Annotated in this window: 9 protein-coding genes and 1 pseudogene; 3 read left to right on the top strand and 7 right to left on the bottom strand. The window is 45.2% G+C overall.

The annotated features are described in order from the left end of the window. The 7 genes and pseudogenes from AC1DV1_RS30650 to AC1DV1_RS30620 form a co-directional block, all read right to left on the bottom strand. Positions 1 to 107, bottom strand: a 107-nt coding sequence (locus AC1DV1_RS30650; protein ID WP_477368435.1) for an IS1/IS1595 family N-terminal zinc-binding domain-containing protein, incomplete at its 3' end; no start/stop codon positions are given. 527 nt (positions 108 to 634) lie between these two features. Then, positions 635 to 1,494 (bottom strand): annotated as a pseudogene (locus tag AC1DV1_RS30645) (Rpn family recombination-promoting nuclease/putative transposase). A gap of 259 nt (positions 1,495 to 1,753) precedes the next feature. Beyond that, positions 1,754 to 3,025 carry a glycoside hydrolase family 27 protein gene (locus AC1DV1_RS30640; RefSeq protein WP_477368432.1) on the bottom strand — a complete coding sequence of 424 codons (1,272 nt, stop codon included), beginning with the start codon at positions 3,023 to 3,025 and terminating at the stop codon, positions 1,754 to 1,756. Then, the gene (locus AC1DV1_RS30635) at positions 3,022 to 4,248 is read right to left on the bottom strand and encodes an AGE family epimerase/isomerase (protein ID WP_477368429.1); all 1,227 of its coding nucleotides are present in this window, start codon (positions 4,246 to 4,248) and stop codon (positions 3,022 to 3,024) included. Before AC1DV1_RS30635 ends, AC1DV1_RS30640 begins: the two co-directional genes overlap by 4 nt. Positions 4,249 to 4,298: 50 nt before the next feature. Next, positions 4,299 to 5,474: a glycoside hydrolase family 130 protein gene (locus tag AC1DV1_RS30630; RefSeq protein WP_477368426.1), complete on the bottom strand. Its 1,176-nt coding sequence runs from the start codon at positions 5,472 to 5,474 to the stop codon at positions 4,299 to 4,301. Between the two features lie 13 nt (positions 5,475 to 5,487). Continuing rightward, positions 5,488 to 7,320 (bottom strand): sodium:solute symporter family protein, encoded by a 1,833-nt coding sequence (locus AC1DV1_RS30625; RefSeq protein WP_477368423.1) that lies wholly within the window; start codon positions 7,318 to 7,320, stop codon positions 5,488 to 5,490. A 413-nt stretch (positions 7,321 to 7,733) separates the two neighbouring features. Then, positions 7,734 to 8,612 carry an AraC family transcriptional regulator gene (locus tag AC1DV1_RS30620; RefSeq protein WP_477368420.1) on the bottom strand — a complete coding sequence of 293 codons (879 nt, stop codon included), beginning with the start codon at positions 8,610 to 8,612 and terminating at the stop codon, positions 7,734 to 7,736. Positions 8,613 to 9,246: 634 nt separating this feature from the next. Between AC1DV1_RS30620 and AC1DV1_RS30615 the strand changes: the two genes are divergently transcribed. Genes AC1DV1_RS30615 through AC1DV1_RS30605 form a run of 3 tightly spaced genes read left to right on the top strand, consistent with a single transcriptional unit; the run spans position 9,247 to position 11,861 of the window. Beyond that, the gene (locus AC1DV1_RS30615; RefSeq protein WP_477368417.1) at positions 9,247 to 10,056 is read left to right on the top strand and encodes an MlaE family ABC transporter permease; all 810 of its coding nucleotides are present in this window, start codon (positions 9,247 to 9,249) and stop codon (positions 10,054 to 10,056) included. A gap of 10 nt (positions 10,057 to 10,066) precedes the next feature. Then, a complete protein-coding gene (locus AC1DV1_RS30610) occupies positions 10,067 to 10,840 on the top strand; it encodes an ABC transporter ATP-binding protein (protein WP_477368414.1) in 774 nt (257 codons plus the stop codon). Between the two features lie 25 nt (positions 10,841 to 10,865). Further along, the gene (locus tag AC1DV1_RS30605) at positions 10,866 to 11,861 is read left to right on the top strand and encodes an MlaD family protein (RefSeq protein ID WP_477368411.1); all 996 of its coding nucleotides are present in this window, start codon (positions 10,866 to 10,868) and stop codon (positions 11,859 to 11,861) included. Positions 11,862 to 12,430 lie beyond the last annotated feature (569 nt).

Below are 12,430 nucleotides of genomic sequence, written 5' to 3'. Positions count from 1 at the left end.
ACACCAGCGTGCTGCCGAATAAACAATTGCCCACATGATTTACACTTATATCGCTGTTTTTTATTCTGCTTGCCCCACTTTATTACATCCGTGCTCTTACAGGTCAAACACGCCTTTTTTTGACGATTTCATATAACAAAAAAAGCAAATTGAAACCGATTTCAATTTGCTTGATGTATATTCCTTTATTACAGTCGATTACAAAGATTCTACCAACTATTTTTGGCAATTATATCTTTTAAATCTATATTCAAATGCAGCGGTTACTCCGGCATATACCTTTCCGGTTTTCAGGTCAATTACGGCTGATGATTTGCATGGCGATCCACACCCCCAATAAGCCAGGCAGTAGTGGCCCGCAAAATTCTGACCGGTTGCGCCATGCCATTCATACATGCCATTTCTTGAATAATAAGTATTTGTAATGATGGTTTTATAACGTTCTGCAAGGGCGTTGCCTTTAATTTTAATAGCTGAACGATACCCTTTAAATAAATCGACCTTATAACGACTGAATGATGGCTGCTGAGCAAAAGCTACAGCATTTATGAAGCAAAAGCATAGAATATACTTGAAGTAACAGACCATCAGATTTTGTCTTATTACGTTACCTGTATTTTGACTAACTATTGTATTAAAGTCTTTCTATTTCTTCAATAGAAAGTTTAGTGGTTTTCGCAATAAACTCGATGGCTAAACCTTCTTTTTTGAGTTCCCGGGCAATTTCTTTAGCCTCTTCCAATTTTGCTTCTTTCACAGCATAATCCAGCACATTCTTATTATCCCATTTGTATTTTAAGCTGCTATCGTACATCGTTTTTTCCTTCTTTGTAAGGTTGGTATATTCTGCAATACTGAACAATTTCCCAATATAGGTTTCCGCAGGTAAACCGGAATTTTATCCATTTGGCTAAGGTGCTTTAAAACATACAGCCATCTATCAAGGTCAGTCTCCAGTTCGGTGTCCTTTTTTACAAATTTAACCAATTCCACATAAGTGTACCCCAGTTTATCATAAAATATTTCACCCGTATCCCTGTTACATAGACAAATATCATGCAGGTATTCATGTGCCGGGCTTGCCGCCAGTGTAAAATCCTCCAGTAAGGCAACCAGGTACACTTCTGTGAGATTGTAAGCCCATTCGCTGCGTTTACCTTTGGGTGCCTGGTCACTTATGAGTCGACTGGTATAAAACAACGCCCTTTCCTTAAAGTAGCCTTGCCGACCCCGTTGCACTTCTATTATAAAACGCTCGCCTTTATCTCCTGTACAGAGCAAATCGAATATGGCTGCACCTTCATCCCTTAAATCTCCGGGATGCTCATTCTAGTTATAAACCAAGTCAACAATATGCTTGCGTTCCCTGAACACTTCATTTAAAAAAGCGATCAGCAAATCTTTATTAGGCTCACTGCCAAATATCTTCTTAAAAGCAAAGTCAACTAAAGGGTCAATATATTTCCCGGTGACAGGCGGTTTATAATCAGGCATAGCCAAATATAAAGCATTGTTTTGTTATAAAGAACCATTTTAAGGTAAAGCACAAGCAACTTAAATCCTGTAATTTCTTATTTGCCGTTACAGCAAGCTATCCAATACAGGCCTAAAAACCAGCACTGCCGGCCAATTGGCTGGTAACCTATTCCATCTGTATCTATACACTATAGCAATCCCGGTTCACGCAATCATCTAAAACGGCGAAGCCCTCAACGAAGTTTATCTGCACATCTGGAATCTGAAATCTGCACATCTACAACTTCGCCAGCCTCACCACAATTACACTATGCCCTGCTAAGGTTTGCTTAAATTCTTTTTTAGTAGTTCCCATATCCTTATTAGCCCAGATATCGTGCAGCTTGTACGACGCTTTTGCAAAATCTATATCGATATGATTGGCTTCGTTCTTTACGGCGTGATCGTTCCAGTTGTAGGTTACCTGCTTTGCAGATGCCGATCTGTTTAAAAAGCAAACGGCAACCTCGTTATTAGCCAGCGGCTTTGCCCAAACCTCTAAACTATCGGCCTGGTAAATACGCGATGCGGCAATGCCCAATGCATCCTGGTCAATAGCTATGGCTGCTTTATTAGTCAGGATTGACTGTGTCTGAGGGGACATTTTCCGCAGATCGTTACCGGCCGCCAAGGGGGCGGCCAGCATACACCAAAGCGAGAAATGTGCTTTATCCTCGTTAAAACTCATACCGTTGCCTACTTCCAGCATATCGGGGTCATTCCAGTGGTTGGGGCCGTTATATTTGGCAATGGCGGGTTGTTTATCAACTATTGACATAACACTAAGCGCTGTCCAGGTGGCGTTGTGCTTGTCTTTATCAAAACTGGCGGTAATATCGCCGGTGGTGCGGTAAAGCTCGCCCACGCCGCCTGCCCAGAGCCATGGCTGGTGGTTGCCCCATTCGCAAAGACTAAAGGTAATTTCCCGGCCCGATGCTTTTAGCGCCTGGCTCATGGTGATATAAGCTTCACGTGCATTCAGGCTATCGGTATTACACCAATCGTACTTTAAAAAATCGACGCCGTAAGATGCATATAAACGGGCATCCTGGTATTCATGCCCGCGGCTGCCGGGGTAGCCCGCGCAGGTTTTGCTGCCTGCACAGTTGTAAATACCAAACTTAAGCCCCTTGGAGTGTACATAATCGGCAAAGGCCTTCATTCCGTTAGGGAATTTTTTAGGATCGGCCACCAAGTCGCCATTTTTATCGCGTTCCATGGTCATCCAGCCATCATCCAGCACAAAATACTTATAACCTGCATCGCGCATGCCCCTTGATACATAGGCATCAACCATGCCTTTCAGCAAGGGTTCGTCAATATTGGTCTGGAAAGTGTTCCAGGTATTCCAGCCCATAGGCGGTGTTGGCGCCAAATTACCGGCCTTGCTTGGTGAGGTCTCTTTTGCTATCGCAACAGGGGCCGCAGCATCTGCGGTTTGCGCTATCGAGTTTCCGTAAGCTCCAATACTTAGCAGTACAACAGCCGTTAATTGTTTATATATTTTCATATGATGGTACTATGGTTAATTCGTTTAATAAGCTCTATACAAGCCCGGCTATTGTGATATGGGCATTTCCACAGGCCAACTTTATCTTCGCCGGGCATTATACTGCCGTCGGCTTTTATCCCCCAAAACCATTCGCCTTTTTCATGATCCAGGATCTTATCTTTTACAAAAGCCCAGTTTTTTACAACTATATCGAGATATTTTTGATCGCGGCTTATTTGCCAGGCGTTAAAAAAACCTACCATCGCTTCGGCCTGCACCCACCAATGTTTTTCTTTATACAGGTGATCTTCGGTTGGTTCATACTCGTACCATAAGCCGCCGTCTGTATCTAAACCGGCTATAGTGGCATCGGCTACCTGTATGCACATTTCTTCAATATCCTCTTCCCACAGAATATCATTTATTACCTCGGCAGCTTCCAGCAAAAGCCAGCTGGCCTCAATATCATGCCCGTATGATATGGTGCCTGATTTGCGGTTCCAGTCTTCATCAAAAAACAATACCAGGTGATTGGTTTCCGGGTCGATAAAATGATCGAAGAAATTGCCTATCAAGGTTTGTATTTGAATCCTCAGCTTCTTATCCGGCCAAATGCGGTATAGGTTGGTATAAGCTTCCAATACATGCAAATGGGTGTTCATGGTCTTTTTTTCGTTGGCATCCTTAGCGCTCAGTCGCAAGTCGCCAATGGGCTGCCAGTCGCGGGTAAAGGCTTCCATATAGCCCGTTTTGTCAGCATCATAGCTTTTATCAACCAATAAATGATATAAGCTGATAGCCAGATCCCTGGCTTCCTTTAAGCCCGAGGCCTTATAGTATTCACTTAGCGCATAAATGGTAAAGGCGCTGGCATAAACCTGTTTTTTGGTATCCGGTTTTTCGCCCCGATAGTCAACAGACCAGTATACCCCGCCAAATTCCGGATCAATAAAATACCGGCAGATGTACTCATAAGCCCGGTGGGCCATTTGCAATGCTGCATCATTGGGTTGCAGGTTATAAGCCGCCGAAAAGCTCCACAATATCCTTGCGTTCAATACGGAACCTTTAGGTGCATCGGGAGCAGCGTTATTGTCGTTATCTATTTGGCCTAAAAAACCGCCGTGAGTTTCGTCGGGCGTATATTTTTGCCAGTAGGCAATAATGTTATCCAACTCGGCGATGAGCTCGGCCTGGAGAATAGGCAATAGTATTTCGGGACCTTCCCTGTATATATGCATTTTCATCGATTGTAATCTACCACTAAGTTACTGAGGCTAGGCCCAAGTTTCTAAGCGATCTCCTTATTCCTATCAATAATCCCATAAATCGCATCTACCGAAGTTGACGACTTAAAGCCATCTGCTGGTGTATTCACCACGTAGTCAATCAACTTATTAACCGTAGTGGTAGCAACATGCATGCGGGTATCTGACGATGCATAGTAAATATACACCGAACCATCTTCATCGGCAATCCAACCGTTGCAAAAAACTACGTTTGATACATCGCCAACACGCTCCCCGCCCTCGGGTGCCAAAAAATAACCTCCTGGTTTGTGCAAAACTTTGGTCAGGTCATGCAAATCGGTCATGAACATGTACAGTACATAACGCAAGCCGGCAGCAGTATTACGCACGCCATGAGCCAGGTGCAGCCAGCCCCTGTCAGTTTTAATGGGTGTGGGGCCTTGCCCGTTTTTGGCTTCGTAAACGGTATGGTAGTTTTTATTATCGATGATGGTTTCCTGGTCAATTATTGCATTTTCCATGGTTTCGGCTAAGCCAAAGCCGATGCCACCACCGGTACCGGCGCTGATAAAACCATCCTGCGGGCGGGTATACAGGGCATATTTGCCATCCGCAAACTCGGGGTGCAATACCACATTACGTTGCTGGGGCGAATTGGTTTTCAAATCGGGCAGGCGCTCCCATTTCACCATATCCTTTGTACGGGCTATACCGCAGGCCGCTATGGCCATAGATTGATCATAGGGGGGAGCTGCCGGGTCGCGTCTTTCGGTACAAAACAAGCCATATATGTAGCCATCCTGGTGCAGGGTAAGGCGCATATCATACACATTGGTATCTAGCTCCTGGGTTTGCGGCAGGTTGATGGGGTAATCCCAAAAGGTAAAATTGCTGATGCCATCAGGACTTTCGGCTACGGCGAAAAACGATTTGCGGTCTACCCCCTCTACCCTAACTACCATCAGGTATTTGTTATTGAATTTAATAGCCCCGGCATTAAAAGCGGCGTTAATGCCAAAGCGTTCCATCAGGTACGGATTGGTTTCGGGATTCAAATCATACCGCCAGTTAATGGGGGTATGTGCAGCGGTAAGCACCGGGTTTTTATAGCGGTTAAAAATACCATTGCCGGTACCGGCTACCTGGTTTGGCTTGTTTATGAGTTGTTGCTGCTCCTGTTGTAGCAGGGCCAGCCTTTGTTTAAATTCAGGGGTCATAGGGGTTAGTTTATCAATATTCTTTTAGTTTATTCCACCAGGTTTTTTTCAGTATCAGCATCGTAATTGCCAGTAAGCCTATGGTAACTGCCAAAGGCAACTTTTGGTTGAGGATGAGGTACATGGGCAATATGGTGAGGCATAGTTGGGTGATTGTACCTATAACTACGTTGAACATGTTAAGCTTAAAGTTTTTGTTGGGTGCAAAACTTTCATCATCTGCCATTACCAGTTTTTTTACCGGCTCCCAAAAACCCCATGGGCGTACATTGCTATAGAAGGCTTTTAACACCCCAATATCTGTAGGCTCTGTTGCAAGCGATCCTATAACCGAGCCAACCAGCGAAATAAGGAACAATACCGGAAACCAGTACAACAACTCGTTATTTGAGACGTACAACGAGAAAACCATTGCCGACAAAATGCCCGAAAGCATTCCCCAGAAAAAGCCGCCGGCATTAAAGCGCCACCAATGCCACTTCAATACATTTGATGCCACATAGCCGCCATATAATGCCGAAACGATCCATTGCAGCACAGTATTTACGTTATGTGCAAAAAAGCCAAGGATAACCCCAATAGCTACCACAATGATGCCCACCAGGTAATTCATGGTGATGATATTTTTGTTGGATGCTGCAGGGTTAACGTACTTGAGGTATATATCATTAACAATATAAGCCTGGGCCGCGTTCATGGTACCACTAAAGGTGCTCATAAAGGCGCCTAATAAACCGGCCAGCAACAAGCCTACAAGGCCAACGGGTAAAAAATTATTGATAACTGCCGGTAATATCCGTTCAAAATCGATGTCGCCGGTGGCATCCTTCAGGTTCATTTGGTGATAGTAGATTAAACCTAAAATCGTGAGGCTTACAATAAGCGAATACCTGATGGGCAGCAAAACAATGTTAACAAAGCCGCTCATTTTACTGGCATCTTCGGGCGAGCGGGTTGACAGGATCTTCTGCATATCATAATTGGGTGCAGGCCCCGCCAGGGCCGCGAAAAAGCCCTTAAAGGTCATCATCATAAAAAACAACCCGAACAGCGAGTAGCCGTCGTCTTTTATCTTTTTGTTTACCTCGGTAATAATGCCCGACCAGTTCATGTTCAAGTGGGTACCAAAAAACGGACTAAACCAACCATCTGGTACATTAAGGCTATGATCGGCCAGTTTATGGGCAGCGATGAACCCTATCCAGATACAGGCAACTGTCATCACGCCATACTTAACCATGTCGCCCAAAACGATACTGTGCATTCCGCCTAAAATGGAATAAAACATGGCAAACAACGTGAATATAATACCATAAACATGCGGTACATATTGTGGGGCAACGTTAAACGGCACATAGCTTTTCACCAGGTCCCAGGGAATAAATATTTCGATGAATTTACCCAGCCCGATGAACCCGTAAGCCAGGAAGCCGAAGCAGCTTAACAAAGCAAAAGCAATAACTACCATGTGTGAAGCGCCAACCCAGGTACCCGTTTTACCAAAACGGGTAGCCAGCCATTCGGCGCCGGTTGCAGCGTTGGAGCGGCGCAGCCAGCGCGACAGGTACATCATCAAAAATACCTGGTTAAATACGGGCCACAGCCAGGGGATCCAGATGCTTTTCATGCCGTATACAAAGCACAGGCTTACCATCCACATGGTGCCGCTGATATCAAACATATCCGAGGCATCGCTTAAACCCAGCTTGTACCAGGGCAGCGACTTACCGCCAAGCATGTAGCTTTCCTTGTTTTCGCGGGCTTTTTTACGGTACCACAAACCAATAAAAATGGTGCTCAGCAGGTACAGAACGATAATGGCGATATCTACTAAGTGTAACTTCATTTTTCTAATTTGAGGATTTGAAAATTTGAAGATTTTTAGAATTCCGGACCAGCTGGAATATTAATCCGCTTTTTGAAATTCTGTAAATTCTCAAATCCTGTAAATCCTGATCATAATTGGTGTATTCAAAAGTGGGTTTATAAAAGCTATTTTTATAATACTTTTTTAACCTAATCTTTTACTTATCGATAATAACAACATTTAATCACACCTGTACCAAGACAGAAACACCGAGTAATCTGTGCTATGACAGCGCAAATGTTGTTTTTCAAAAAGGGTTACGACAAACCGGCGAAGAAGAATCACCTTAGGATATAGACAAATATACCAAAATTACAAATTCTATCCAAGTGACTTTCAGGACATTTTCAAATCCTCAAACGGTGAAGCCCTCAACGGAGTTAATCCTCAAATCAAATAAACACCCTGTTCCCGGTATAAGTTTCCCTGAACTCTTTGGGGATGCACAGCTTTTTGCGTTTAAAAATGCGGTTAAAGTTGGAGATATTGTTGAACCCGCATTTGTAAGCAATCTCGGCCACGGTGGCTGTCGAATCTATCAGCATGCGGGAGGCGTGGCCCAGGCGAATCTCGTTCAGGCTGTCAATGAAGGTTTTACCGGTGCGTTTTTTTATAAACCTGCTGAACGATGCCTCGGGCATATTGGCTATTTTGGCTACCTCGGCAAGGGTTACCTGCTTGTTGTAGTTTACGTTCATGTGCTCAAACACCTTTTCAATACGGCGGCTATTGTAATAAAATTTATCGTTGGCAAAGCTGGGATCAGATAACATCTTCATATTGCGCGAGATAGACAGATCATGCAGTATCGACATCAGCTCCAGCACCGAATCAAAGCCGCTTTTTTTATCAAGGCCCTGGATGCGGTCGCGTAAAGCTGTAATGGTTTCGGGCGAAAATATAATTCCACGCTGCGAACGCTCCAGCATACTTTTCACAAAACTTAACTGGTTGCGTTTCAGCAATTTTTCGTCAAACAAATCCTTATGAAACTGGATGGTTACCTCGGTAATCTCCTCGCTTTGGCATTGGTGGGTAAACCAGGCATGGTACAGGTTGGGGCCTATCAACGCCAGCTCCAGCTCGTCTATCATCTCAATATGGCCGCCTACAACGCGCTTGGCGCCTTTGGCATTGATAATCAGGTTTAACTCATACTCATCATGGTAATGCAGCGGAAAATCAAACTTCTTTTTAACCCTCGAAAAAATGGTGAAACAATCGCTGGGGGTTAGCGGCGTAATCTCGCGCATTACATTATTGGTGATCATAGTTTGAACCGGTTATAAAAAGGCGTTCAATGATACATATTTAACATCATCATATCAAATATTTTACATTTTTATAAGTTTTTAGTCCTTCTTTGGCGGGGATTTAGGCCAGCCGCGACACCAACAAAAATTTGTTACCGGTAACAAATCAGCTCAAAAACCGGATCAAACGGCCCGCCATGCATCAAAAAACGCTTACAAATGTTWCATTAATTCATACAAATGTGTAATTAGTTGCTACAAAAGCGATAAAAAATTACAAAAAAATAACGCTTTTTTTAAACCTACCTTACCATGGTATAAATTTTAACTTTTAGGTTTGCACCCAGGTTAATTTTTTAACTTTTAACCTTTTGGGTCAGTTTGTTTAGCACTGAGTTTTAAGTCTTGAGTTCTGAGTTTTGAGTCCGAAGTTTTAAATTCAAGGTTTTAACTCCGAAGTCTCGCGCCCGAAACTTGCAGTGTTTTGATAATTGTTCAGGACTTAGAACCTTTGACTCAAAACTTCGGACTTAAAACACAAGACTCAGAACTCAACACTCAAAACTCAATACGCACAACTATCAAAACAATTACCGGATATTTGTTGTAGAACACGGTATAAACAAAGATGGATCAAAACATTACATAATTAATGGATACCGCACAAAGCACCAAACCTACCATACGCAAAAGGGTAAACAAGTTTAAGCAAAGCATTACTGACTTCCTGATAAGCCTGTACCGCATAAACCAGTTTATCCTGCGCTTCTTCAGGGAGGCCTTTATGCCCCCTTTTGAGTTTAAAGAGGTTATGCGCCAGTGTTATGAAGTTGGCGTGCGCTCCTTTACCCTTATTACCGTAACAGGCTTTATTGTGGGGCTTATATTTACCAAGCAATCGCGCCCCTCGCTTTCGCAGTTTGGGGCTACATCATGGTTGCCCTCGCTGGTATCTATAGCCATTATGAGGGCGCTGGCACCACTGGTAACGGCGCTTATTGCGTCGGGCAAGGTAGGCTCGGGCATTGGGGCCGAGTTGGGTTCTATGCGGGTAACCGAGCAAATTGATGCCATGGAGGTATCGGGCACCAAGCCTTTTAAATACCTGGTGTGTACCCGCGTACTGGCCACCACGCTTACCATCCCCATCCTATCTACCTACACCGGCTTTATTGCCATGTTTGGCGGCTATTTAAACGTGGCCCAAAACGAGGGCACCACCTGGACAACCTTTATACAGGAGTTTTTTGATCCCTTAACTTATACCGATTTTGTGGCCTCGCTCATCAAATCCGTTGTATTTGGCTTTACCATAGGCATTGTGGGCTGCTACCAGGGCTATAACAGCAGCAAAGGTACCGAGGGCGTGGGCAAAGCCGCCAATGGCGCGGTAGTTACCGCCATGTTCCTGGTGTTTATTGAAGAAGTAATTATTGTACAGATAACCAGCTGGTTCCGTTAATCGATTTAGCATGGAAAAGAAAATTGTAAAGGCCGACCATAACAACCCTGTTATCACCATCCGGGGGCTCGAAAAAGCCTTCGAAGATTACCACGTACTCCGCGGTATCGACCTGGACCTGTACCAGGGCGAAAACCTGGTGGTATTGGGCCGCTCGGGTACCGGCAAATCTGTATTAATAAAAATTATATCCGGTTTGCTCACGCCCGATGAAGGCGAGATTACCGTTTTGGGCCACAACTATGCCAACATCAGCGAAAAGGAATTGCAGGAGCTGCGCATCCGCATCGGTTTCTCGTTCCAGAACAGTGCGTTGTATGATAGCATGACCGTGCGCAAAAACCTTGAATTTCCGCTGGTGCGCAACCGTAAGGGCATTAGCCGCCAGGAAATTGACACCGCGGTTGAAACCGTGCTTGATGCCGTTGGCCTGTCGCAAACCATTAACCAAATGCCATCCGAGCTTTCAGGCGGGCAGCGCAAGCGCATTGGTATTGCCCGCACGCTTATCCTGAACCCCGAAATTATGCTGTATGATGAGCCTACCGCCGGCCTTGACCCTATTACCTGCATCGAAATTAACGACCTGATTAACGAGGTACAGCAACGCTTCAACACCTCATCCATCATTATTACACATGATTTAACTTGCGCCAAACAAACCGGCGACCGCATTGCCATGCTCTTAGATGGTCAGTTTCAGCGCACCGGCAGTTTCGACGAGGTATTTGATACCAACGACAGTCGCGTTAAACCATTTTACGACTATAACTTTATCCAATAACAAAAAAAGACATTATACCATTATTATGGACGCATCAGAAAATAAAAGAGCAATCATCGTAGGCCTGTTCCTGGGCCTCGGTCTTATCCTGTTCATCCTTGGCATCTTCACGCTTGGCGGCCAGCAAAAAGCGTTTGTAAAAAACATTCACCTCAGTTCGGTTTTCGGCGATGTGGCCGGGCTAAAAAAGGGCAACAACGTTTGGTTTTCGGGCGTAAAGGTGGGCACCATCAGCGCCGTGCGCTTTGAAGGGCCATCGCAGGTGCGGGTATCCATGAGTGTAGACCAGGCTACCCAGCAATACATCCACCGCAACGCGCAGGCCAAAATAAGCAGCGACGGATTGATAGGCAACAAGATCATCGTGATTGACGGCGGCAGCCCGCAGGCCCCCGAAGTACAGGATGGCGACGTACTACAGGCCGAAAAACTACTCTCGACAGATGATATCCTGAAAACCCTGCAGGATAACAACCAAAACCTGCTGGCCATAACCAGCGACTTTAAAACCCTTAGCCACCAAATTTTACAGGGCAAAGGTACCGTTGGCGCGCTCATGGCCGATAATACCATGGCCCTGCAACTTCGCGCCGCCATGAAAAACCTGCAAATGGCCACCCAAAGCGCTGCGCTAATGGCAGGCCAGCTAAACGCATTTAGCAATAAGCTAAACACCAAAGGCGGTTTAGCAGATAAAATGCTGACCGATACCGCCACCTTTAACCACATCCGCCTGGCCGTAAACCAGCTGCAACAAGCCGCCAACAACGCCAGCACCCTCACCAACAATCTGAACAAAGCCAGCGACAAACTGAACCGTACCGACAACGCCCTTGGCGTACTCTTAAACGACCCCAAGGCCGCCGTAAAAGTACAAACCACCCTCGACAACCTCCAACAAAGCTCCATCAAACTAAACGACGACCTGGAAGCCGCCCAACACAACTTTTTCCTGAAAGGTTTTTTTAAGGATAAGGCGAAAAAGGCGAAGGAGGATAGTTTGAAGAAGGCGGGGCAGTAGAAATTACATCGTAAAAAGGGCTGTCATGCTGAGCTTGTCGAACCATAGCGGGCAAAGGCCTCGCCGCGCGACCCTTCGACAGGCTCAAGGTTGGCAGACCTACACACCTCGAAAATATGACTTGTCATGCTGGCGAAGGAAACATCTATTAATGAACTTTTTTCACCATCGGAAAACGAAGGGAATTATTGCACCCTTACGTACCTAACAGCCAGGCAGTCCTGTCTTGGTTCTTAATTCTTGATTCTTTCCCTGCCGTTGCCTGCGGCCCGCGCTTTACACTCATACGCGCACATGGCATTAGGCACGGGCCGGTATCCGTTTCAATCGCTAACGGGGGATGGGGGAATTGGGAGTTAGGGTTTACAACAAAAAAACGTGGTTTGCATGCGAGGACACACCGGTGGAGGTGAAAATTCTGTCCCCTCAGGGTCTCTCGGTAGAGGACCCTGAGGTTCCCAAATGTTCGTATATTTACGTATAGCCGTTCTGTCCCCTCAGCGTCTCTCGGTAGAGGACCCTGAGGTTCCCAAATGTTCGTATATTTACGTATGGCCTTACGTATAGCC

The sequence above is a fragment of the Mucilaginibacter sp. P4_D1 genome (assembly GCF_056401935.1).
The sequence above is the reverse complement of the archived record's forward strand: the minus strand, read 5'-3'. Positions and strand labels throughout refer to the sequence as shown.

Excerpts from the sequence above, each read along its gene's own strand:
- AC1DV1_RS30640 (WP_477368432.1), bottom strand. The coding sequence starts at position 3,025 with ATGAAAATATATAAACAATTAACGGCTGTTGTACTGCTAAGTATTGGA.
- AC1DV1_RS30630 (WP_477368426.1), bottom strand. The coding sequence starts at position 5,474 with ATGACCCCTGAATTTAAACAAAGGCTGGCCCTGCTACAACAGGAGCAG.
- AC1DV1_RS30610 (WP_477368414.1), top strand. The coding sequence starts at position 10,067 with ATGGAAAAGAAAATTGTAAAGGCCGACCATAACAACCCTGTTATCACC.
- AC1DV1_RS30620 (WP_477368420.1), bottom strand. The coding sequence starts at position 8,612 with ATGATCACCAATAATGTAATGCGCGAGATTACGCCGCTAACCCCCAGC.
- AC1DV1_RS30615 (WP_477368417.1), top strand. The coding sequence starts at position 9,247 with ATGGATACCGCACAAAGCACCAAACCTACCATACGCAAAAGGGTAAAC.
- AC1DV1_RS30635 (WP_477368429.1), bottom strand. The coding sequence starts at position 4,248 with ATGCATATATACAGGGAAGGTCCCGAAATACTATTGCCTATTCTCCAG.
- AC1DV1_RS30625 (WP_477368423.1), bottom strand. The coding sequence starts at position 7,320 with ATGAAGTTACACTTAGTAGATATCGCCATTATCGTTCTGTACCTGCTG.
- AC1DV1_RS30605 (WP_477368411.1), top strand. The coding sequence starts at position 10,866 with ATGGACGCATCAGAAAATAAAAGAGCAATCATCGTAGGCCTGTTCCTG.